The sequence below is a fragment of the Pristimantibacillus sp. Z349TD_6 genome (genome assembly GCF_056173205.1).
In genome coordinates this window covers 1,763,136-1,786,816 of record NZ_CM149662.1, presented here as the reverse complement: position 1 = coordinate 1,786,816, position 23,681 = coordinate 1,763,136, and the positions used below count along the sequence as shown (strand labels likewise).

The window sequence follows — 23,681 nt, the reverse complement described above, 5'->3', positions numbered from 1 at the left end:
TTGCACTTGCCTAAATCGTTTTCAATAATAATCAAGCAAACACTAATCCCTTAACATATAAAGGGAAAAGTAAGAAAAATGAACATGTGTCAGGGACACCGTTTTATAGCTCATATATATTCTAGTACATAGTACGCTCTCCATCCATAACCATATTGGCATCGATATCATCCATTTGAAGCATTGATTGTCTCTTTTGGACAACTAATTGAGCATTAATTCTGATCTTGCTGCTCGATTGCATCAATTGAAGGCTTTAGGCCGTTTTTCAGTGCTTCCTGTAAAAACAAAATCGATTCTCGGTTCTGGTATTCGCTTACCTCATGCCCTGAAAATGGATAATCATTTAGCTGCTTAAGCGATCGTATCCGATTGTATACGGCGTAGATGGTCTCTGGCATACATACGGTATCTTTCCAGCCAACCGACATCAACACAGGCGCCTTAATGCGTTCAGCCAAATTCAACAGGTCAAAATGAGCAAGCGTAGACATCACTGCGTTAAGCCGCTCAGGATACCTTTTAATGTACTGAGCAATTTCCGTAAGCGAGCTCGTCGAATTCATTAGGCCAAAATCCATATGGCACATGTTCGGAATATCGGCAACGACCGCGCTTACCTTGGAGTTCAGCGCTGCAGCAAGCAATGACAATCCGCCTCCTTGGCTAGCGCCAACAACCGCAATCCGCGACTCATCCACCTCATCCTGTAGGGCAGCTGTATCCACCGCTCTAACGGCATCCATTGTAATCGCCTGGTAGTAGCTGCGCTCGGTATTCGTTATTCCCTGTGAAACCCAGCCTTTGACGAAACCTTCATCAGAGGTTAGCAAGTTGCCTGTTTCGCCACCTTGCCCTCTAGCATCAACTGCAAATACGGCATAACCCAGCAGCAGCCATGCAGCATAACGCTCTGGTAGTCCCTTGTCGCCTGTATAACCCTGATAAATAACGACACAAGGCAGCTTCGCACCGTTTAATCCTTGCTGAGGCACGATGTATAACCCGTGAATAGGCGTATCATCTCCGCCTTTATAAGTTAAACGCTCCGTTCTCACCGTCGTGATTGGCGTTTCAACCGTATGTCTCTTCACATCAAGCGGCCTCTCTGCATAGCTGTTTAATACATTTTCCCAGTATTGATTTAACTCTTCAACATCCATCGTTACGGATGGCCGATAAGCTAATAAATCATTTTTCCTTCTATTTATTGCATGCATATAAGTATACCCCTATTCCACTATGTATTTTCGTTCCGACACACAAAGAAATTGTTCTTTGAGGCATAAATAAAAAAAGCTATCTCAAGTTTAACTCATTGAGCCAAACCAAAAATAGCCTTTTTTTGAAAATGAATTGTTCATTATATACCATAAGATATTTACAGTTAGCAGATACATGTTTTTTTCTTAACGCCTGCTTTGCCCAAAGAAACTGTTTTTTGGATATAATCACTAGCTAACGGGACCTTGCACGCTGTATTTCCGACATCTACATGCACCTTGCCGATGAATGCTGCAACGGCCTCTGCTTCTTCACGCAGCTCCGAGACATAAATACCGACAATCATAACGAAGGTGTTCATCGTATAACGAACACGATTTTGCTCCGTATGAATAGTTTCCTTTATTCTGTTTAACAAAAAGCGTATCTCATCAAAATTCAGCTGCTCGTCCGGTGTAATAGAAATGTAATTCGCATAAGTGCTCCAGCCGCACGTGGACACCATCTCTTCCGAGGAGTCTATCCATTCTACTGCCAGCTCATGGGCAAAAGGGCTTTCCGCTGCGACACCTGCTACCGTATATTCTGCTGCCATGTACCAATAAGCTTGTTTGACCCATTGCTGCAGCGTCTCTTTAGCAATGGTTTTTGGATTAACTGAAAGTCCCGCCAAATACATCGCATCGCTATTACTGGACGCAAACAGCTTTAGCGCTAGCTCTTCGTCTTTTTTCACATACTTAACAAGCTTCTTCAAATCACCGATTTTCACACCAAAGAGCGGCTCCATGGCTCCATGACGGATAAAGGTCATTTTCGTTTGCTCATTGCCAAGCCGCTCTAATTCCTTCATTATCTCTTCATAGGTCATATGTCAGCCCTCCATTTTAGTCCGCTTATTACTGCGCAAATAAAGGAGGTACGCCAGAAGCGGCGAACCTCCAAATCATCACATCTCAAAGCTTATTCTTGATGTACAATCAATTCAACTAAAGTTCTAACCATGACGCCGGTAGCTCCCTTGGGCTCCCAGCCTCTGCTCGAATCCAGCCATGCAGTTCCGGCAATATCGAGATGCACCCACGGCAATCCTTCGGCAAAATGTCCAATGAACAATCCGCCTGTAATCGTACCGCCATATCTTCCGCCGCTATTTTTCAAATCTGCTGCATCGCTTCTAATCTGCCGCTTATATTCCGGATAAGAAGGAAGCTGCCAGATTCGTTCGCCAGCTCTCTCTGACGCAAGCTGCACCTGTTTGTAGAGCTCTTCATTGTTTGTAATCGCGCCTGTTGCGTGCGTACCCAAGGCAACGGATACGGCACCAGTTAAAGTTGCCACATCTATCAGCTTCGTTGCTCCCCTTGTAATGGCGGTCGTAAGTCCGTCTGCCAGCACTAATCTGCCTTCAGCATCGGTATTCACAATCTCAACGGTATGGCCGCTCATCATGCGCAGCACATCTCCAGGTTTAATCGCTCGGTCCGAAGGCATATTCTCAGCTGTTGGAATGACTGCAATGACGTTGATTGCTGGTTTCAGCTCTCCAATGACGCGAATAGCACCTAGCACAGCAGCTGCGCCGCCCATGTCGGAAATCATATCCTGCATGCCTTCCGCTCTCTTCAAGGAAATACCGCCCGTATCAAATGTAATTCCTTTTCCGATTAGTCCCCATGCCTCTTCTGAATTTGGATTGCCTTTATAGTGAATAACGATCATACGCGGTGGATTTATGCTGCCTTGACCAACGCCTAATAGACCGCCCATCCGCTGCTCAGCCGCACTCCACTCATCAATGACTTCTATTTCCAAATCAAGCTCACGCGCTAATTCTTCTGCATGATACGCCAACCGTTCTGGCGTAAGGTCATTGCCAGGTAAATTCGTAAGATCTCTCGCCAAAATGACCCCTTCAACATACAACCGGCCTTTTGTTATCCCTTGCGACCACAACGCGGCTTCCTCTGCTGATACAGTTGCTCCCTGTGGTACGAGTGCAACCTCTTTCAGTGAAAATCGCTCTGCTTTCTCCCGTTTTAACGGTTGCCGATCATGAAGCGCGAGCAGCAAGCCCTCAGTCAGCGCTTGTGCAGTAGACTCCGCTCCAAGGCTAGCAGCCGGCCCTTCAACAATTGCATCAGACAGTAGTACTTGTACATTTACCGCCTGTATTTTTTTCAACGCTTTGGCTGCAGCCGCTGCTGCAAGCCGCAGGCTCGTAGCTCCGCCATCCTGTTCAAGCCCAACAAACACGATATGAGACGCAGGATACAATCCAAGCGTCGGCATAATCTCCGTTTGCTCTGAATCCGCTTTAAACAACCCTTTAGCATAACGCCCTCTAAGCGCTTCATCGATTTGCGGCTGTACGATCGGGGTAGCTGCATCTGATTGCGTCAACTCTTTTTTACTGACAAAACGAATAACCGCATCTGCATTTGCTTGCTCTGTACCGCGAACCCCGTATGTAAAATGAATATTCATTATTATTTCCTCGCTCTCAATCGCTTTTTTCAAACTCATTATACCTAAGCATTCTCCTCTTTGCCATGTTTATAATTGCAAACTTGTCACTCAGCTAACATGATATGAAAAAGCAAAATACTCCCCGCCCACGATTGGGGGGAGAGCATCCGATTCAATTCAGCTAAGCCAATTCTTTTGTAGTTAGCATTAAGCTAATGGCAGTGTCAGAATAAATTCAGTCCCTACCCCTAATTGACTATCCACTCTAATCGTACCGTTATGATTGCGAACAATTCTGTAGCTTACCGATAAGCCTAACCCTGTACCCGACTGCTTCGTCGTAAAGAAGGGGTCAAACAATCTGCTCATCGTTGCTTTGTCCATGCCTTTTCCATTATCCTTAATAATAATTTCGGCAAATTGTCCATTTCCACGCGTAATAATATCAATAAGGCCTCTTCGCTCGCTCTGAACTTCTTCAATCGCATCGAGTGAATTTTTAATAATGTTCAAAATAACCTGCTTCACTTGTTTAACATCAATCGAGACGAGATGCTCTGAGCAATAACACTCCGCTTTAATTTCGCAATTCCGCATCAAAGCTTCACTTTCGGTCAGAAGTACAACCTCTTTTATTAAATGATCGATAGACACCAATTGTTTCATTGGTGCTGATGGCTTGGACGAATTTAGAAATTCATAAATGATATCATTTGCCCGGTCAATTTCCGTTAAAATAATACGAGCGTATTCTTCTTTGCCCACTTCCAGTAAATATGGCCGCAATAGCTGAATAAAGCCGCGAATACTTGTCAACGGATTACGAATTTCATGTGCAATTGCAGCAGCAATTTTCCCGAGCATGGCAAGCTTGTCGTTTTGCAATGCCGTCTGCTCAATTTGCTTATATTCAGAAACATCCTTAACGCTAATTAAAAAATCACCGTCTAACTGATCACCGTATGTAACCGTTACCAATAGATGTTTACCATCTTTGTGTTGGAACTCATAATACTTGCTATGCATGAGAAACATTTCTTTGTAGAGTCTAAGAACTGTTCGCTTCGTGCTGCTAGTAAGCCGCCGATGTCTTAATATTTCCTTTATCGTACAACCAATTAATGTTTTCCGAGGGATGTCGAGTAGCTTGGCCATTTGCACATTAATAAACGATAAAATTCCATCACTGTCAAACAAAGCAATTCCGCTGTCCATGTGCTGCAAAACATTTTCATATTTATTTTTGACTCGTTCAAAGGAGCGGTTGGATCTGAAAAGCATCTCTCGCATTTCAGTGAATTTTTGCTCTGTTGATCTCTCTGGCTGCAAACGAAATCGGCAAGCAACCATAATCTCCATTAAAAAAACAAAGGAACGATTATATAATCGCACAGCCTCCTCCGAGTCAACATTTGCAGCCAAAGACTGTATGCATTCCTCATGTACGGCAATAATTTCTTCAGGGTTTATTCCGTAAAGCTCCTTGCCAAGCTCGTTAGCATGGAATAATGATACTTCCTTACCACTCCGAATATACTCGGCAAGCGCCGGGAAATAGCGCTTTCGAATGGCCAACATCTTGTACTCCTCCCCGGCAACATCTATAAATAACGGTTACAGTTACTACTAATCATAGGGCGAGTTTACAATCGCTGTCAATCGGAAATCCTGTCGAATTATGCACCGTAAATAGGCAAAAAGTCTGCCCGAAAGTCATCTAGGACTTTAGCCTACTGCATTCATTTCCTGCTATTTGTTCATTTTTATATCGGAAGTCTAATCATTATTGTTGCTCCCCCGACCTTTATACCATCTATTCCAATCGTGCTTCCATTCCTTATTTTTCTTATCATCATATCGATTTTTCCAATTATGATTTTCTTGCTTGCCTTGAGGACTGTTTACGTTATTATTGCGATTATTGTTGCTATCATTATTTCTATCCTTGCGATCTCGATTTCGATCATTGTCATCATCATTATTATTTCGATCATGATTATGATTGTTATTATTTTTGTCGTCATCTTTATTATCGTTTTTACCGCCGCTCGGCATTGTAGGCTGAACTGGCTTAGTTGGTTTCCCTGGCGTAATTACCGGCTTATTGCCCCATGTCCCGTTTTTATTGGGCTTATTAGTTGCATTGCCTTTATTTACTCCGCTAACGACAGGCTTAGTTGGTTTTTCCACTTTTACAGGCTTGTTTGCAGTTGGAGTCGTAGTCGGTTTAATCGGTTTCGGTTTCGTCTTTGTTTCTTCCTTTTGCTGCTTAACCTTATCCTCTTTTTCCAGTGCTACCAGCTTCTTGAGCTTTTCTTTGCTCGTATCTCCCGCATTGCTAACAATCGTCTTCACTCCGCCGATAGACGCTGTTGCCTGATCGATGGATTGCTTTTTCAATTGCTCCAATTCGATACTGTAGCCTTCATCCTTTGCCATTAAATATACGGCCATCTTGCCTGAAGAAATACCATTTATAGCTGCTTCCTCACGCACCTCATTAGGCAGCGACAACGTTGTAATTGTAGCACTTGCTGCTTCTGCCTCAAGCTGCGTGAGCAGCATTTTCAGTTTCTCATCGACTTTTCCCGTCAAAATATTCTCAAAATCGCCTTTACTCGCAAAATTGTCGTCTAATAAAACACTCGTAATAAAAATATCTTTGTTTGGCGTATCCAGATAATGTGAGCCTTTAGCCCTCTTCAAAATAGAAGCAGCAACCTCTTCCACATGAATACCTGTGTATTTGAGCCCTTTAATAATGACTTCTCCATCTTCATTAAGTGCGCGAAGCTCACGTACTTTCTCGTTTTCATCGACGCCCAGCTCTACGCTTGGATTAATATCCATGCTCACGTAAGCAACTACGGATTGTGAATCTCTTTGCATGAAAAATAAAAGTGGAACAAACAGAATCAAAATAAGGGCGGCAGCACTCCCATACCAATAAATCGGCCTCTGGATGACGCGCTTCTTAAACTCTTCTTCGAATGTCACTTCTTCTCCGATTTGTGTAGTTCCCTGAATAGGGGCTTGCAAAAATTGACCGTCTGCCGTCATCACAACTGCATACTGCTTATGAATGCTCATAACGACTCCACGTTTCATTTGCTTGCCTCCTTATTCTCAATGATGCGCTCATCGGATATATGTAAATAATCATGCATGTAAGGGTATGCTCCAGAAATAATAAGTGCGATAGCAATAATATATTTCCGATTTCTTTCCACCGTTTTGCGGGAAACGCCGCACATTTCGGTCAGCTCTTTTACAGCCAGCTTATTCGTTTGCCTTAAAGAATCTAATAATTCCGTTTCACTTACGAGCGTTTGCGCGATACCAATCAACAGCTTTCTTGAATCGGTATGCTTGGGAGAATTGTCTACCAATTCTGCAAAGGAAATGCCAAATCGCAAAAGCTCTTGATTAAGCTCAGTAATCTCAAGCCTTCTCTCGTCCTCTGTGCGCTTCATTTCAAATGCAGTCATCGCTTGTCTTGTCTCGACTGAATTATATTGAGGCTGCTCCTCATCCTCTGAGTCGAACATACTGTAAGGCACAACCTGAGAATGCCTCTGTTCTTTCCGGACATGGTCAATAAGCCGACGACGAATGACGGTTTCAGCAAATCCGAGAAATGATTTTCCAGCACTGCTGGAAAACTGATTGATGGCTTCGTTAAAAGCGAGCAGCGCTATGCTGAATTCATCATCTCGACTCGGATCGATATACCGTTTACAAAATCGACTTGTAACTTTCATTATATAAGGCTTATAGTCTGCTATGAACTGCTCACGCAGCAGCTCGTCACCTTCATGAATATGAGCAACCCATTGTTCTGGAGTGAGCTTCTGCTCATCCTCTGCTGCTTTGGCAGAAACAGACTTCCGCAGAAAGCGTTTGAACAAAACAAGTAACAACCGCTCCACCTCACTATTAGTATGATTCGTTTCTGTCTGCCCGGTTTCGGGGGGTACATTCTGAGAAAATCTTAATTTACATTTAAAAGCATCTTTAGTGCCCTTTATATCGCCAAAAAACCGTTGATTGAGAAACAAACGAAACTAATAAAATTACAAAATGATACATTTGTATATGATTAAAATAAAGAAAAGCCCCCGTGAAGGAGGCTCACCATTCATGTTTAAAAAACTAAACGGAAGTACGGCGTTGACGGAGCTTATTCCTTCTATTGTTAAGCATCCCTAGACGCTTCTTAAGAACAAGCTGCCATTCCGTATCCTCAATTTGCTTAGCAAAGCTTAGCAAATCAAGCGCCATATCGATTTGACTGTGGACAACATCCATTGGATCCTCATTCTCATGGTTAACGCAATTCTCAAGCAGCGCCTTGCCTTCTTGCTCTACGTACTCCTGAAAATCAACTTCAGCAGCACCGTCGCCATGTGCATATTCGGCTAGTATCTCATATTCATTTTCGATTAGATAATGAATATCTACACGGTGACAGACAGGACAAAACATAATGGGCACATTGTGAATATGCGTCCGAATATGCTTAAGTGTACCTTTTGTTCCAATCATACTAGCTCCACAGCAAAAACTCATTGACGACTCCTCCTTAGAGGTTTGCGCAGCAAACCTATCTTCGTAAGCATCAACTTAGGTTTGCGCAGCAAACCTATCTTCGTAAGCATCAACTTAGGTTTGTGAAGACAAACCTATCTTCGTAAGCATCATCTTAGGCTTGCGTAAGCAAACCTATCTTCAAAACCATCATCTAAAGTTTGCGTTAACAAACCTATCATTTTTTATTATCTGTTGCTAAGTATACCATATTCGCTCTGCATGGACGAAATTCCTGCTTTCTCTCCACATTATCCGTATCGTTATGTAGACAAAAACAAAACCCGTACCATTAAATGGCACGGGTTTTGTTAATTCTGCTATTCGAAATATATTATTTCGATACCAAAGTTTGTTGACCTGGTTTCCAGTTGATTGGGCAAAGACCACCGGATTGCAAAGCTTGCAATACGCGAAGAGTTTCGTCTACGCTGCGGCCAACGTTGTTGTGGTTAACAACTTGATATTGTACTTCGCCTTCTGGATTGATGATGAATAGACCGCGAAGAGCGATACCTTCTTCTTCAATCAATACACCGTAGTCACGAGCTACGCTTTTCGTAATATCAGCAGCAAGAGGGAATTCTAGTTGACCTAGACCATTATCGTTAACCGGCGTGTTGATCCATGCACGGTGACTATGTTTGCTATCAATGCTGACACCAAGAATTTCAGTGTTCAAGCTTTTGAACTCAGCTGCAGCCATGCTTAGTGCAGTAATTTCAGTTGGACATACGAATGTGAAATCTAGTGGGTAGAAGAACAATACCAACCATTTTCCTTTATAATCTGCAAGTGATGCTGTACCGAAATCTTTACCGTCACCTGTTGCTGTTTCCATTGAAAAATCAGGGGCCTGACGGCCTACCAAACGCTCTGCCATAATAGAAAACCTCCTTGACCTATCCATAAATTTTATTGTTTATGCCACTTCGTCTGTGTGACTTACCTAGTAAATAGTATCACTAGTTTATAAACAAGTCAATATTATAATTAATATTTATTTATAATAATTATAATCTGGATACTATTTTCTTAGAGCAGCTACGATCAAATCGCCCATTTCTGTTGTGCCAATTGCTGTGCTCTTATCAACGGCAATATCACCTGTACGGTGGCCTGCATCAAGAACTTCTTTCACCGCTGCTTCAATTGCTGCAGCAGCCTCGTGGTAACCAAATGTAAGGCGGAACATAAGCGCTACGGAAAGGATTGTTGCAATTGGGTTGGAGATGCCTTGACCCGCGATGTCAGGTGCTGAGCCGTGTACCGGCTCATACAAGCCGAAGCTGCCTTCGCCAAGCGATGCAGATGAGAGCATTCCGATTGATCCAGTCAGCATTGCAGCTTCATCACTAAGGATGTCGCCAAACATATTTTCTGTAACGATGACATCAAAGCTCGAAGGACGGCGAAGCAATTGCATTGCACAGTTGTCAACAAGCACGTGCTCTAGCTCTACCTCTGGGTATTCAGGAGCAATCCGGTTTACTACTTCACGCCATAGGCGGGATGTTTCTAGTACGTTTGCTTTATCAACAGAAGCAAGACGTTTGCCGCGAGTCATAGCGATATCAAATGCTTGACGAACGATGCGCTCGATTTCTTGCACGTTGTATACGCATGTATCAACCGCTTCTTCGCCGCCAGCGCCTTCACGACGGAATTTCTCGCCAAAGTAAATACCGCCAGTCAATTCACGAACAACGATGAGATCCGTGCCTTCAAGCACTTCCGGCTTCAAAGTTGAAGCTTCTTTCAAGCAATCGAATACGGTAGCTGGGCGAATGTTTGAGAAAAGGCCAAGTGCTTTGCGAATGCCGAGCAAGCCTGTTTCTGGACGAAGCTCCTTGGAGTTATTATCCCATTTTGGTCCGCCTACTGCACCAAGCAATACCGCGTCTGCACCTTTGCAAAGGTCAAGTGTTTCTTGCGGCAATGGTGTGCCTTTCTCGTCAATTGCAATACCGCCGAACAAGCCGTGTTCTGTTTCGAATTTGTAGCCGTAAAGCTCTTCTGTTTTTTTGAGCACTTTAAGTGCTTCGCCAACTACCTCAGGGCCGATACCGTCGCCGGCAATAACTGCAATTTTTTTAACTTCTGACATAATAATGTAACACTCCTCGTTTTGAGTTAAACTTGTCCATTCAACGTTTTCAAAAATATAAGAATTTATAAGTTTGTTAGCTTATAAAGGGCTTATATTTCACCGTCATAGCTACTTCAGCGTCCAAAGGACGCCAAAGGCGTTTTGCTTGGCGAATCCTGTTGAAAAATACAAGTCTACACATTCATTCTCATTCTATTATCATTTGTACCATAAAAACGAGTTGATTACCAAGATATAAAATCTATTTACTCTATAGGCTGTAACTATAGAGTCATTGATTATCCCTTTTTTGAAGCTATATCTATTAAAGAACAAAAAAAACAGTCCGCCCAAAGGTTAAACTCTGGCGAACTGCTTTCTTTTTAGATTAGACTCATCTTATCGCGGCGACCTGGCGTCTTGCGCTTCTCGATCAGTCGGTTAAGCGCATCGATGTATGCTCGCGCGCTAGCTTCAAGAATGTCCGTGCTAAGTCCACGTCCTTGAGCAGAAACATCATCCTGCTTTAGTACAACATGAACCTCGCCTTGCGCATCCTTGCCTTGCGATACGGATTTGATCGAATAATCTTCAAGCTCCACGACTTCCTGTGTCACCTTGTCGATCGCGTTATAGATGGCGTCTACGGAACCGTTGCCGATTGCCGCTTCATCGATGACCTCACCCTCCGCTTTACGAATCCGAACGGATGCGCTTGGCGTAGATTGATTGCCATAACTTACTTGGATCATCTCTAATTTGAATACTTCCGGCGTATCAATGAGCTTCTCTTCAAGCAGAGCAAGAATATCCTCATCACTTACGGTTTTCTTGCGATCTGCCAAATCTTTAAATTTAGCAAAAGCAGCATTAACCGCTTCGTCCTCAAGCTCATAACCTAGGTCGATCAGCTTCTCACGAAACGCATGGCGTCCCGAATGCTTGCCAAGCACCAGCTTGGATTCCTTCAGTCCGATCGTATCCGGTGAAATGATTTCATACGTCGTTTTTTCTTTCAGCATGCCATCCTGATGAATACCAGATTCATGCGCGAATGCATTGGCACCAACAATTGCTTTGTTGCCTGGAACGACCATGCCCGTCAGCTTGCTGACAAGGCGGCTCGTCTTGGCAATTTCTTTCAGGTTCAGCGTCGTTTGAGCTCCGAAGTAGTCCGGGCGCGTAGCAAGCGCCATTGCAATCTCTTCGATCGCTGTGTTACCTGCGCGCTCCCCGATACCATTGATCGTACCCTCAACTTGATCTGCACCATTCAAGATCGCTGCCAGCGAATTTGCAGTCGCCATGCCGAGATCATTGTGACAATGTGCGCTCAACTGAATTTTTTCGATATTCGGCACATTTTCCTTCAACACCTTAAAGATGTTCCCGAATTCTTGCGGATTCATATAACCGACCGTGTCCGGAATGTTTACGACCGTTGCTCCCGCTTTAATGGCCATCTCAACGACCTGACACAGAAAGTCCAGCTCTGTACGTCCAGCATCCTCTGCTGAGAATTCAACTTTGTCAAAATATTGCTTTGCATACCGAATGGCACGCTCTGCCGTTTCAAGCACCTGCTCCTTCTCCATCCGCAGCTTGTGCTTGCGGTGAATTGGACTTGTAGCAAGAAATACGTGAATGCACGGATCCTGTGCGCCGATAAGCGCTTCACGAACAGCATCGATATCCTGCTCACGCGAGCGTGAGAGTCCGATAACTGTAGCATTTTTAACTGCTCGCGCTACCGCATTAACTGCAGCAAGGTCTCCCGGAGACGCAGCAGGGAAGCCAGCTTCCATGCGGTCCACTCCCAGCCTTTCAAGCTGAAGGGCAATCTCTACCTTTTCCTTCGTGTTCAGGTTAACCCCAGGAGATTGCTCTCCGTCACGAAGCGTTGTATCGAAAACATATATTTTCCGCATTTGTGCAATGCACCTCCGTGAACAAAATGATCCCGGTGCGCTCGGACCACATGGCGATACAACGTGCTCATCGTCAAACGATCCGGCGAACCGGGATATTTTCCTACATTCTATCTTTTATTACTTCTTGATCCAGTGCATCAATTCACGAAGCTGTGCGCCTGTTTTTTCAATCGGGTGAGCAGCTTCATTACGGCGAGTAGCTGTAAGCATTGCACGGTTCGATTGGTTTTCCAAGATGAAGTCACGAGCAAAACGACCGGATTGGATATCTTCCAATACACGTTTCATTTCTTTTTTCGTTTCTTCAGTAACAATGCGAGGACCAGTTACATAATCGCCGTATTCAGCTGTGTTGGAGATAGAATCGCGCATGGACGCCATTCCGCCTTCATACATCATATCAACGATCAATTTAAGCTCGTGCAAGCACTCGAAGTAAGCCATTTCTGGAGCGTAGCCAGCTTCAACAAGCGTTTCAAAACCAGCTTTAACTAGTGCAGTAGCACCACCGCAAAGAACGGCTTGCTCACCGAACAAATCTGTTTCTGTTTCTTCTTTGAAAGAAGTTTCGATAACGCCTGCACGAGTACAGCCGATACCTTTAGCATATGCAAGACCGATAGCTTTAGCATTGCCAGTAGCATCTTGCTCAATAGCGATAAGTCCAGGAACGCCAAAGCCTTCTTGGTACGTACGGCGAACCATGTGACCAGGAGATTTTGGAGCTACCAAGAATACATCTGTATCTTTGTTTGGAACGATTTGTCCGTAGTGAATGTTGAAGCCGTGGGAGAACATAAGAGCCGCGCCTTTTTTCAAGTTAGGAGCGATTTCATCATTGTACACTTTCGCTTGTGTTTCATCAGGAAGCAAAATTTGAACAACGTCAGCCACTTTAGTTGCTTCAGCAACAGTAAGTACTTCGAAACCATCTTTTTTAGCAACGTCTGCGGATTTACCAGGACGAAGACCAATAACAACTTTCAAGCCGCTATCGCGAAGATTTTGTGCTTGAGCGTGACCTTGGCTGCCGTAACCGATAACTGCAATTGTTTTACCTTGTAGTACGCCTTGATCAGCGTCTTTTTCATAGTACATTGTAACTGCCATATTAATAATTGCCTCCTTTAGTTTAACCCTTTTGAGCGGGTGTTTAAGCAGAGAATGACCCTTAAGCAGCGGTTCTCCCCTTAAACTCCCGCTCAAAGCGGGATGTTGAATGATGAACTCTTATTACTTGGAATTGCCTCTGTTTAATGCTGTTACTCCTGTGCGCGACAGTTCACGAATGCCATACGGTTTAAGCAGTTCAACCATAGCATCGATTTTTTCAGTGTCACCTACTACTTGTACCATAAGCGAATGAGTGCCAATGTCCACAACCGCTGCGCGGAAAGTTTCAACAACACCTAAAATTTCCGGACGAGATGCTGGCTCTGCATTCACTTTAATGAGTGCAAGCTCGCGGCCAACCATCGGATTTGAGCTAAGATCAATGACCTTAATAACGTCAATCAGCTTATAAAGCTGTTTCGTTACTTGCTCGAGCGTATGATCATCACCAGAAGTGACGATGACCATACGCGACAAGCCTGCTTCTTCACTGGAACCAACCGTTATGCTTTCAATGTTGAAGCCGCGGCGTCCGAACAAACCAGATACGCGCTGTAGAACGCCGGGCTGATCGTTAACGATTACTGCGATCGTGTGTTTTTTCATTCCGCATCCCCCATGATCATTTCGTCGATGGTGCTTCCTTGCGCTACCATTGGGTACACGTTCTCTTCTTTGCGAACGACGAACTCAACAACAGCTGGACCAGGATGGCGTAATGCTTCTTCCCATGCGGCACGCGCTTCTTCTTTGTTCGTTGCGCGGAAGCCTTTAACTCCGTAAGCTTCTGACAGCTTAACAAAGTCTGGGCTGCCGGAGAGATCAATATGACTGTAGCGGTTGTCATAGATAAGCTCCTGCCACTGTCTTACCATACCAAGCACCTGATTATTGATAATTACTACCTTAACCGGAATGTTGTTAATTGCGCAAATTGCAAGCTCTTGCGCACACATTTGCATCCCGCCGTCACCATTAATGGAAACGACTACGCGATCCGGATTCGCCATTTGAGCACCGATAGCAGAAGGGAATCCGAAGCCCATCGTACCTAGCCCTCCGGAAGTAACCCATGAACGAGGCTTGTTGAACTTGTAATACTGTGCAGCCCACATTTGATGTTGACCAACGTCAGTTGTTACAATCGCATCGCCATTCGTTGTCTCATGGATCAGCTCAACAACCCACTGCGGCTTAAGCTCAACGTCAGAATCGGTATAGCTGAACGGATATTCCGCACATGAAGCTTTGAGCTTCGCACGCCAATCATCCGCTTTGTCTGCACGTTTCGCAAGCTTATTCACAATCTCAAGCACAGTCTTTACATCACCGACAATCGGGATGTCTGTTGGTACGTTTTTGCCGATTTCCGCTGGATCGATATCGATGTGTACGATTTTCGCCAGTGGAGCAAAGCCCGCAAGCTTGCCGGTTACGCGGTCATCGAAGCGAGCGCCAATATTAATTAGCAAGTCTGCGCTTTGAATCGATTTATTAGCCGTATATGTGCCATGCATGCCTGGCATGCCTAGGAATAAATCATTGCCGCTTGGGAAAGCTCCCAAACCAAGCAATGTTGTTGTAATTGGTATTTGCGTTTTAGTAACGAATTCGAACAGCTCTTCATGTCCGCCAGAGTAAACGACACCGCCGCCTGCTAGTATTAACGGGCGCTCCGCTTGTTCAATCGCCTTAATCAGCTTATCCACTTGATTTTTGTTAGGCGTAACTGTCGGGTTGTAACCACGGATGTTAACTTCTGTTACTGGCTTGAACAATGTCTTAGCCGCTGAGATGTCCTTCGGAATATCGATCAATACTGGACCTTTGCGCCCCGTGTTGGCAATATGGAATGCTTCGTGAATAATACGAGGCAAATCCTCAACGTCGCGAACCAAGTAGCTGTGTTTAGTGATTGGCATTGTGATACCCGTAATGTCTGCCTCTTGGAATGCATCGCTGCCAATCAGACTGGAGATGACATTACCGGTAATAACAACTAGTGGTACGGAATCCATATATGCAGTTGCAATTCCCGTCACGAGGTTTGTTGCACCAGGACCTGATGTAGCGATACATACGCCTACTTTGCCGCTTGCGCGGGCGTAACCGTCTGCTGCGTGAATCGCGCCTTGCTCGTGCCGTGTTAATAAATGATTGAAATCGGGGTTTCCGTGCATCGCGTCATAAATGTACAACACTGCTCCACCTGGATAGCCGAACACACAATCTACACCCTCAAGCAATAGACTTCTTAGCAAAATTTCCGAACCAGAAATAACCTCAGGTTTCGAAATTCTTTCCTTCATTTCCTCTTTTGACTTCAGTGTTGCACCTTGCGTTATCATCAGTCATCCTCCTCTCAGAAAAAACAAAAAAACCTCTCGTTCCTCATGCTTCAATACGAAGCAACGAGGGACGAAAGGTATATCTTCCGTGGTACCACCCAAATTCGTTACACATCTCCCGATGTATAACCTCTACAAGTAAGAACGTCATGCATATACGTTCTACCAATGGCACTGTAACGCTTGCCCTGCGATTCCCCCTAATAGGCAACACATGGTTGCTTTTCAAGAAAACAGCTCCGAGGTGAGCTCGTAGAAAAGGGATTTTGGCGATGGTTGCAGCTAATCCATCCGCTCTCTGTTCAAAAGGGCCCTAAGCACTTCGTCCTCATCAATGCTGATTTTGTATTTACCACATGGTACGAATACCAGTACGTGGTAGATAAGACTTTCCTTATTATATGCCGTGAATCTCAGTTCGTCAAGAACCATAAACAACTCTTGTTGTAAAATGTATTCGGCGCAATCCTTTAGCGCGCTACATATACTAGTTTAGCCCTAATGCGGCAAATTCATGCTGCGTCCCAGATCCATTTGGCGCGGTAGAAATGGAATGATGAGCATGATTCGTATTTATGAGCCAAGGTATGACCAAGCCGAAGTGGTTCGCCTCATTCGCAACGAGCTTATTCCCTTATCCCATACGGTACACCAGCATGATGCGCAAACGATTCGAGAGCTCCCTAAGCGTTTCCGTCGCGGCGTTACTTTTGTAGCATCCTTATCTAAAAAAAGCCCTCCAGTCTCCTTCATCCATTTTGAAGTGATGGGTGAGGTGCTTTATTTAGATATGATGGTCACGCATCCTGATCACCGGAATAGACAATGGGGCAGAAAATTAATAGCTCATAGCGAAGCTTACGGCAAAACGCAGAATTGCAAAGTTGCCAGGCTGTTTGTCGATCAGGTTAATGGTAAAGCACATCAACTCTATAGTAAGCTTGGTTACTATACCGTCCAATACTATCCTGAGCTGCGCTGCTACGAATTACTTAAACCGCTCACCCCGCTATGATTACTTAATTGCCATTAGAAACCGTTGTAGCCCTGGTTTCCATAACCGCCATAGCCAGCATTGCCGTTATAACCAGCATTGCCGCCATAACCTCCATAGTTGCCATTGCCGTATTGGTTAAAGTTGTTGTTGCAGCAGTTGCCGCCACCGTAGCCACCGCCAAAACCACCACCAAAGCCGCCACCCCATAAAGGAAGCGTGCCGATGGCAAGAAGGTCAAACAATACGAGAGGCAAAATTGCTTTCGTCTGCACGAGCTTGCCTTTGTCTTTTTCAAGTGGAGCGACGATCAGTTTATTTTGGTGTACCCGAACGAGCTTGCCAGTGACGACAGAGCCGTCAGGACGTACTGCATAAATGGATTTGCCGACCAGTTTCCGTACTTGCTGCTTGGAAACGTTACGCATGCGAAATCCCTCCCTTCCCGTTGTCCTACAGCATATTCGCGGAGGGTGGCATCCGTCTGTTTATTTGTCCTCTGCTCCTATAAATGTGCGCATGTCGGTTCATTTTCGCAAAAAAAACGTAAAAAAGGCTGTCCAAAAATCATCGATTAGATGACTTGGACAGCCCTTATATGCGGTCAACGCCTAAGCGTTAATTTTTTCTTTTGCAATGCCAGCAAGCGAGTTGAACGAAGTCATATCGTTAACTGCAAGGTCAGCAAGGATTTTGCGGTTTACTTCTACGCCCGCAAGTTTCAAGCCGTGCATGAATTTGTTGTACGAAAGTCCGTTAATACGAGCTGCCGCGTTAATACGAACGATCCACAGTCTGCGGATGTCACGTTTTTTGTTGCGACGGTCACGGTAAGCGTACATTAGGGACTTACCAACTTGCTCCTTCGCTGTTTTAAACAGACGATGTTTCGAACCGAAATAACCTTTAGCTAGCTTTAGAATTCTTTTGCGACGACGAGTGCGGACAAAACCGCCTTTAACTCTTGCCATGAGTGGAAACCTCCTGTAGGTTGAATTAGCTTATTTGGTGTAGCTTATTATTACAAGTTAGCAAGGCCTTGTTTCAAACGACGAACATCGCCAGCAGCCATAAGCGGTTGACCAGCAAGTACGCGTTTTTGACGACCGGATTTGTGTGAAAGCAAGTGGTTACGGTAAGCTTTGTAACGTTTTACTTTACCAGTTCCAGTAATTTTAAAGCGGTCTTTCAGACTGCTGTGAGTTTTCATCTTAGGCATATCAGTTATCCTCCTTAAAGTTCTTCATCAGTTGTTAGCTGTTGGTTTTGGGTGCCAAAATCATAATCATGCTCCGGCCTTCCAGCTTAGGAGCGCGCTCAACGCTGCATAATTCGGCAACCTCTTTTGAAAGACGATCCAAAATCTTTTGGCCTAGAGATGCATGAGCAATCTCACGACCGCGGAATCTTACGGATGCTTTCACTTTATCGCCTTCATTGAGAAACTTAACAACGTTACGAAACTTCGTTTGGTAGTCATTTTCATCAATGTTAGCACGGAACCAAACTTCTTTAAGATCAACGATCTTTTGGTTTTTGCGTGCTTCTTTTTCTTTCTTCTGCTGCTCATAACGGAATTTTCCGTAGTCCATGATGCGGCATACCGGCGGTTTAGCCGTCGGTGCGACGTTCACCAGGTCCAAATTCAGCTCGATAGCAAGCTGCATAGCATCGCGAATGGATTTAATACCGATTTGCTCGCCTTCAGCGCCTACTAAACGCACTTCTCTGGCCCGGATTTCATCATTGATTTGATGTTCTCTGCTAATAACGTGCCACCTCCAAAAATGGTTTGTTCATGTCTCCACGCAATAAAAAAATGCGGGTTCGCTCGAACCCGCATCTCATAACCGTACATGTATGTCAGAGCATCACTTCAGTTGAAATGATGGAATGACTAATCGATTATCGCGAACCAGCCAGCCTGAGCCGAAAGGTGAGAAGCGGGTGCTTCTGCTTGTGCGTATTAAGTTAGTTGTAAATGTTACCGTGTTACTATACCATGGCCTACAAAGCCTTGTCAACAAGCGATTAAACTTGTTTGCTTTGAACTTCTTCAAGACGGATGACGCGTGTATGCTGGGTATGACTCCACTTTTTGTTGTTTTGCGTGAAGAATGCATGCACCGTTATCGGCCACCATGACAAGGTGAACAATAGAAAGGTCGGAATCCGCAAATATAGCTTCCACGAAACTTTAGCCATATACATGGATAAAGGTATTTGCACAAAAATATATGCCATGTACGGAATGCTCAGCCAAATTGGAAGCAGGTTGTACACGGAGGTGACGTTATCTCCGCCTGAGAGCAGGATGTCTCCCCAAATGATCGCTGCAATAAAAAATCCAGCCAAATAATTATAAGCATTGAACACATAAAGGGCCGCATCAATCTTTGTCATGCTGCGATCCTTGATTCCCTGCCAAAGCAGAGGAAGCATATGCTTCCGAGTAACATCAAAGTGTCCTTGCATCCAGCGAAGCCTTTGGCGAGCTGATGCTTGGAACGTAATCGGCTTCTCGTCGAACACCTTTGCTTCAAAGTTGAACTTCGGATAAATTCCGCGTTTAATGCAGCGGACTGTAAATTCTAAATCTTCAACCAAGCTTGTAGCTCCCCAGCCCATTTCCTGAAGCAGCTTTGAATCAAAGCACATGCCTGTTCCACCTAGAAAGTTGGCAAGGCCAAGATTTGTACGCGGAAGCTGCCAAAGCCGGTTGCAGAACCAGTAGTTGATTGCATTTGCTGAGCTGACCCAAGAATCATTTGGATTTTTTGTATCCAGGTAGCCTTGAATAACTCTGAACCCATTGCTCAAGTCATTGTTCATGTACTGCAAGAAATCAGTCGCTACAAGGTTATCGGCATCAAAGATCGCTACGCCGTCGTAGCTCTTTGGCATAGCCCACAACTCTTTAAGCATCCACTCAACTGCAAAGCCCTTGCCGCGTTGATTTGGATTTTCACGAACACATGCATATACTCCATCATAACTATTTACAACATCGACTGTACCATCGGTGCAATTATCGCAAATTACAAAAATATCATAAAGCTCCCGTGGATATTTCATTTTTTGCAAGTTTTCAATCAGTGCGCCAACAACCTGCTCTTCGTTATGAGCTGCTATCAGCAGTGCGAATGTTTTTTTCGGTGCATGAGAAAGATCTTCTTTTTTACGCCGCCATCCGAAAAACGTTAAAAACAGCTGATACACACCTAGCAACGCAAATAGAATTTGAACCACAAACATAATCGTATTGAACATGCGGCATTACCCCTTTAGACCCCATTTTTTTTGCTTTTTTCAGCATCCACCCGTGGCTGCCGTAAGCTTTTTATTATATATTTTCTCTTTGTATGAGTGTTTCTCTGCAAACACTCTCGGACCTTAATTGATTCTCCACAGAAACAACTTCTTTGTCAAAAGTTGAATTAGTCTTCATTGCGCTTAATCTCGGCAGAAAAACGCTTGCATTGCTCACGGATGAATACATTACCTCCTTTTACGACGACTCAGCCTTATTTTCAACCAATTGCTAAGTTTTTAGCACTAACGTCCTTATTTACGTTAAAATGTGTGAAAATGTTTCTTAAATCGAAATAGGTCTATGTGACGAACAAGTGAACGAGAAAGTTCCGTTCCGACATCTTTTGCGGTTTCGACAGACCCTGTCATAACCGCGTGGAATTTGTCCATTACAGTTTTACCATCAAATGCACATTATTAAACAGTAATTTGAAATCAATATTTATTCCCTGTATTTGGAGTGAAAATAGGATACCGATAGACGCATGACAGCGCATTCGCATCAGGCAGCACCCATGGAAAGCAAGTTAGTGCTATAATACTTACTTATCCTTAATATAGGGACAAGAAATAGTTTACGCTCAGCGAACAAAAACATGCTAAAATTAAGTCTGGAATTGATAAATGTTATAGAAGTAAGCCACCGTTAGGAGGATGACAGCGATGGAACGAATGATAGGCTGGCTGAAAACGAGTGAGCAAAGATTATTGATTTGGGCAAACCGGAGACCTTCAGGGAGAAAAAGACATCGAATTCTGGGGAAATGGTTAAGCACGGTCACACATATGGGCGGCGCAACCTTTACGCTCGCAACCGCCCTTCTATATGCACTACTTGCACCTGCTCCTTGGAGCCTTACTGGGTGGCAATGCTTGACTGCGGTCGTCATAAGCCACTTGCCAGTAGCAATTGTAAAGCGTAAATTCAAACGGCTTCGACCTTATCAAGCGCTGCCTGATGTAAATACATGTCATAAGCCGCTTGTCGATTCTTCATTTCCATCCGGACACACAACAGCGATCTTCGCATGGCTAGTCCCTATATTGCTGACTAGCGGGATATGGATGACTCTGCTGGTGCCGCTTGCGTTAATAATTGGACTATCCGTTGGATGGTCAAGAATGTATCTAGGGCTGCATTACCCATCTGATGTTGCAGCTGGCGCACTGATCGGAACGATAACAGCTTTGGCAGTCAATTATTCTTGGGTATCGTCTGCAGTAGGACTAAATTAATTATCCTCGTCATCTGAATCATTCGAGACGGATTCTGATGCCTCAGCTTCCTCTTTAAGCGACTTCTCATGTTTCGCTTCACGATGCTTCCGAATAGCCTCGGAGCCGATAACGGCTTCAACTCGATAAATATTTTGTCCTTTTTCCATAAACTTCATCTCATATTCCGTAAACACAAGGTCCTCTCGAGGGCCTTCTTTGTGTAAATGAAGCGAAATATTGCGCATGATAAGCTCCATTTCCGCGAAGCTGTTCAATGAAAACTCAAACAGAGATTGTGAATCCGTCTTAAAATGGATCTCGCCGCGCTCGTTAAGCAGTTCAATATACTTGGCAACAAGTCTTGGATGCGTTAGTCTTCTGCGCGCATGCTTAGCCTTTGGCCATGGATCGCTAAAATTCAGATGGACGCGTTCAAGCTCACCCGGAGCAAACATCGTCTCGATTCCTTCAATATTAGCGCGAAGCAGCGCAAGATTGGGCGGATGCGACTCCCCTTTTTGCTCCCATACGATGCGTGCCTTCTCGCTTGCGCGGCGAAGAAGCTCATCATACATGTCAACGCCAATAAAATTGATGTGCGGGTAGCGAGCGCTCATTTGACTAATAAAACGACCCTTGCCCATGCCAAGCTCTACATATATAGGCTGGTCGTTGCCAAAAAACTCACGCCACTTGCCTTTGTGCGGCGCAGCATCGAGCACGACTAGCTCCGGCTGACCCTCTAAACTTTCACGAATACCTTTTCTTCCTCTTAAACGCATATGCAGTGATTCCTCCATTTATCGTAGACGATGCAACGAATAGACTAGTCCTTATTGTGCCCAAGAAATTGAGCAATGTAAAGAGGATAGAAAAAAGCCGCAGCCAATTATCGGCGATGCGGCTTGCTTATCATGTCATTGGATGTATAGTCGTTACAGCAAAAGCTGATACGGAATCGGAGCGTTCTCTTTCTGCTCACGCTCGTATGTTCCCACTAATACTTCATTCAACTTCTTGCGAGCGGAAATTTCAACACCATGATTATTGTGAAAGCGGACGCCTGTAAGCGCCATCAATTCTTTTACAGTTAGCTCAACAGTTACAGTATCGTCGCCGTGCGGTATTTTGGTTACATTATTCATCTCTAATCACCTCATCGATTTATTAGTAAGAGTATTTCCATTTAATCGACGTTTCATGAATGCAGGTGCATATGGGCTATGTTAGGTTTATTTGTTGTTTTGTCGCACTTTTAATATAACACTTCATGTAAGGTTACGCAAGTCTAAAAACACCCATTTCAAAAAATATTTCCAATTAAAGCGTTTTCCGAACATTCAATATCTATTCGCATGACAAACGTGGCTTTTCCACTCGTTTTTCGCTAAAATATATGGTGTAGGTCTTGAATGAAGGGGAAAACGATGATTAAATTATCAACATCGCAACACCAGCAGCCACTGCTTTGGGGCGATAAACGATTTCATACATGGAATTACGAAATGCATGAGCAGTTGGGAGGCAAGGTATTCAAGGTTACGCTTGATGCCGGCTTCACTTGCCCGAATCGTGACGGGTCCATTGCGAAGGGCGGCTGTACATTTTGCAGCGCTCGCGGCTCCGGTGATTTCGCGGGCAGCAGGCGGGACGACCTCGTTACACAATTCAATAAAATAAGGGACCGTCAGCATCAAAAATGGCAAAATGCGCAGTATATTGGGTATTTCCAAGCTTATACAAATACGTATGCGCCCGTTGAAGAGCTAAGGGAATATTATGAAGTCATTTTGCAGCAGCCTGGCGTTGTTGGTTTGTCCATTGCAACACGACCTGATTGCTTGCCCGATGATGTAGTCGATTATTTGGCTGAGCTGAATGAACGAACCTACCTTTGGGTGGAGATGGGACTTCAAACCGTGCACGAATCTACTTCAGAGCTCATTAACCGTGCACATGATACGGCCTGCTATCTCGATGCCGTAAAGCGTCTTCGGGAACGCGGCATTCGCGTATGTGCGCATATCATTTACGGTCTTCCTCAGGAAACGCATGAAATGATGCTAGATACAGGTCGCGCCGTCGCCAAGATGGACGTGCAAGGCATTAAAATTCATTTGCTTCATCTCATGCGCAAGACGCCGATGGTACGTCAGTACGAGGCTGGTCTGCTTCAATTTCTTGAGCAGGATGAATATGTGAAATTGATTGTTGATACACTTGAGTTTCTCCCGCCAGAAATGATCGTGCATCGCCTTACGGGAGATGCGCCGCGTGACCTGTTGATTGGTCCGATGTGGAGCATGAATAAATGGTCAGTGCTGAATGCCTTCGACGACGAGTTGAAACGCCGCAATACGTGGCAAGGCAAGCTATGGCAGCAGGAGGTTTAGCGA

General features: G+C 44.5%; 23 protein-coding genes and 1 other annotated feature. Of the genes, 3 read left to right on the top strand and 20 right to left on the bottom strand.

The window, feature by feature from the left end; genetic code table 11:
• Positions 1-215 precede the first annotated feature (215 nt).
• From AC0VYE_RS07725 to ilvB, 13 genes are all read right to left on the bottom strand, one after another.
• Positions 216-1,220, bottom strand: a complete 1,005-nt coding sequence (locus AC0VYE_RS07725; RefSeq protein ID WP_475447072.1) for an acetylxylan esterase — start codon at positions 1,218-1,220, stop codon at positions 216-218.
• Between the two features lie 167 nt (positions 1,221-1,387).
• Positions 1,388-2,095, bottom strand: a complete 708-nt coding sequence (locus AC0VYE_RS07720; protein ID WP_475447070.1) for a DNA alkylation repair protein — start codon at positions 2,093-2,095, stop codon at positions 1,388-1,390.
• A gap of 92 nt (positions 2,096-2,187) precedes the next feature.
• Positions 2,188-3,750: a leucyl aminopeptidase gene (locus tag AC0VYE_RS07715; RefSeq protein WP_475447068.1), complete on the bottom strand. Its 1,563-nt coding sequence runs from the start codon at positions 3,748-3,750 to the stop codon at positions 2,188-2,190.
• A 150-nt stretch (positions 3,751-3,900) separates the two neighbouring features.
• Positions 3,901-5,271: an ATP-binding protein gene (locus AC0VYE_RS07710; RefSeq protein ID WP_076268001.1), complete on the bottom strand. Its 1,371-nt coding sequence runs from the start codon at positions 5,269-5,271 to the stop codon at positions 3,901-3,903.
• 198 nt (positions 5,272-5,469) lie between these two features.
• Positions 5,470-6,801, bottom strand: coding sequence for an anti-sigma factor domain-containing protein (locus AC0VYE_RS07705; protein WP_475447066.1), 1,332 nt, complete (start codon positions 6,799-6,801; stop codon positions 5,470-5,472).
• The gene (gene sigI / locus AC0VYE_RS07700) at positions 6,798-7,613 is read right to left on the bottom strand and encodes an RNA polymerase sigma factor SigI (protein ID WP_076268003.1); all 816 of its coding nucleotides are present in this window, start codon (positions 7,611-7,613) and stop codon (positions 6,798-6,800) included. The genes AC0VYE_RS07705 and sigI overlap by 4 nt, the downstream gene beginning before the upstream one ends.
• Positions 7,614-7,845: 232 nt before the next feature.
• Complete coding sequence (locus AC0VYE_RS07695; protein WP_076268004.1) at positions 7,846-8,262, bottom strand: hypothetical protein; 417 nt, start codon at positions 8,260-8,262, stop codon at positions 7,846-7,848.
• 352 nt (positions 8,263-8,614) lie between these two features.
• Positions 8,615-9,163, bottom strand: a complete 549-nt coding sequence (locus tag AC0VYE_RS07690) for a peroxiredoxin (RefSeq protein ID WP_076268005.1) — start codon at positions 9,161-9,163, stop codon at positions 8,615-8,617.
• 144 nt (positions 9,164-9,307) lie between these two features.
• Positions 9,308-10,387: a 3-isopropylmalate dehydrogenase gene (gene leuB / locus AC0VYE_RS07685; RefSeq protein ID WP_339207563.1), complete on the bottom strand. Its 1,080-nt coding sequence runs from the start codon at positions 10,385-10,387 to the stop codon at positions 9,308-9,310.
• 365 nt (positions 10,388-10,752) lie between these two features.
• Positions 10,753-12,297, bottom strand: coding sequence for a 2-isopropylmalate synthase (locus AC0VYE_RS07680; RefSeq protein WP_076268007.1), 1,545 nt, complete (start codon positions 12,295-12,297; stop codon positions 10,753-10,755).
• Positions 12,298-12,417: 120 nt separating this feature from the next.
• A complete protein-coding gene (ilvC, locus tag AC0VYE_RS07675) occupies positions 12,418-13,410 on the bottom strand; it encodes a ketol-acid reductoisomerase (RefSeq protein ID WP_076268008.1) in 993 nt (330 codons plus the stop codon).
• 123 nt (positions 13,411-13,533) lie between these two features.
• Positions 13,534-14,019: an acetolactate synthase small subunit gene (gene ilvN, locus AC0VYE_RS07670; RefSeq protein ID WP_076268009.1), complete on the bottom strand. Its 486-nt coding sequence runs from the start codon at positions 14,017-14,019 to the stop codon at positions 13,534-13,536.
• Positions 14,016-15,761, bottom strand: coding sequence for a biosynthetic-type acetolactate synthase large subunit (gene ilvB / locus AC0VYE_RS07665; protein WP_076268010.1), 1,746 nt, complete (start codon positions 15,759-15,761; stop codon positions 14,016-14,018). The genes ilvN and ilvB overlap by 4 nt, the downstream gene beginning before the upstream one ends.
• Positions 15,762-16,275: 514 nt before the next feature.
• Between ilvB and AC0VYE_RS07660 the strand changes: the two genes are divergently transcribed.
• On the top strand, positions 16,276-16,776 hold the full coding sequence (locus tag AC0VYE_RS07660) for a GNAT family N-acetyltransferase (RefSeq protein WP_083681944.1): 501 nt from the start codon (positions 16,276-16,278) through the stop codon (positions 16,774-16,776).
• Between the two features lie 14 nt (positions 16,777-16,790).
• On the opposite strand, the gene AC0VYE_RS07655 is transcribed toward AC0VYE_RS07660, so the two are convergent.
• The 5 genes from AC0VYE_RS07655 to AC0VYE_RS07635 all read right to left on the bottom strand — a co-directional run bounded on the left by AC0VYE_RS07655 (position 16,791) and on the right by AC0VYE_RS07635 (position 20,025).
• Positions 16,791-17,183 carry a hypothetical protein gene (locus tag AC0VYE_RS07655; protein WP_076268011.1) on the bottom strand — a complete coding sequence of 131 codons (393 nt, stop codon included), beginning with the start codon at positions 17,181-17,183 and terminating at the stop codon, positions 16,791-16,793.
• A gap of 183 nt (positions 17,184-17,366) precedes the next feature.
• A complete protein-coding gene (rplT, locus tag AC0VYE_RS07650; protein WP_054028358.1) occupies positions 17,367-17,726 on the bottom strand; it encodes a 50S ribosomal protein L20 in 360 nt (119 codons plus the stop codon).
• 50 nt (positions 17,727-17,776) lie between these two features.
• Entirely contained in the window at positions 17,777-17,974 is a 198-nt protein-coding gene (rpmI, locus tag AC0VYE_RS07645) for a 50S ribosomal protein L35 (protein WP_076268012.1), read from the bottom strand.
• A gap of 34 nt (positions 17,975-18,008) precedes the next feature.
• On the bottom strand, positions 18,009-18,506 hold the full coding sequence (gene infC / locus AC0VYE_RS07640; RefSeq protein WP_144376751.1) for a translation initiation factor IF-3: 498 nt from the start codon (positions 18,504-18,506) through the stop codon (positions 18,009-18,011).
• 56 nt (positions 18,507-18,562) lie between these two features.
• Positions 18,563-18,720, bottom strand: a sequence feature (ribosomal protein L20 leader region).
• A 66-nt stretch (positions 18,721-18,786) separates the two neighbouring features.
• Positions 18,787-20,025: a glycosyltransferase family 2 protein gene (locus AC0VYE_RS07635; RefSeq protein ID WP_076268014.1), complete on the bottom strand. Its 1,239-nt coding sequence runs from the start codon at positions 20,023-20,025 to the stop codon at positions 18,787-18,789.
• Positions 20,026-20,730: 705 nt separating this feature from the next.
• Between AC0VYE_RS07635 and AC0VYE_RS07630 the strand changes: the two genes are divergently transcribed.
• Positions 20,731-21,303: a phosphatase PAP2 family protein gene (locus AC0VYE_RS07630; protein ID WP_076268015.1), complete on the top strand. Its 573-nt coding sequence runs from the start codon at positions 20,731-20,733 to the stop codon at positions 21,301-21,303.
• On the opposite strand, the gene trmB is transcribed toward AC0VYE_RS07630, so the two are convergent.
• Both trmB and AC0VYE_RS07620 read right to left on the bottom strand, forming a co-directional pair.
• On the bottom strand, positions 21,300-22,067 hold the full coding sequence (trmB, locus tag AC0VYE_RS07625) for a tRNA (guanosine(46)-N7)-methyltransferase TrmB (protein ID WP_076268016.1): 768 nt from the start codon (positions 22,065-22,067) through the stop codon (positions 21,300-21,302). The genes AC0VYE_RS07630 and trmB overlap by 4 nt on opposite strands.
• A 153-nt stretch (positions 22,068-22,220) precedes the next feature.
• Complete coding sequence (locus tag AC0VYE_RS07620; RefSeq protein WP_076268017.1) at positions 22,221-22,430, bottom strand: hypothetical protein; 210 nt, start codon at positions 22,428-22,430, stop codon at positions 22,221-22,223.
• Positions 22,431-22,712: 282 nt separating this feature from the next.
• Here AC0VYE_RS07620 and mnmL point away from each other — a divergent pair, with 282 nt between their 5' ends.
• Positions 22,713-23,678, top strand: a complete 966-nt coding sequence (mnmL, locus tag AC0VYE_RS07615; RefSeq protein ID WP_475447061.1) for a tRNA modification radical SAM protein MnmL/YtqA — start codon at positions 22,713-22,715, stop codon at positions 23,676-23,678.
• Positions 23,679-23,681 lie beyond the last annotated feature (3 nt).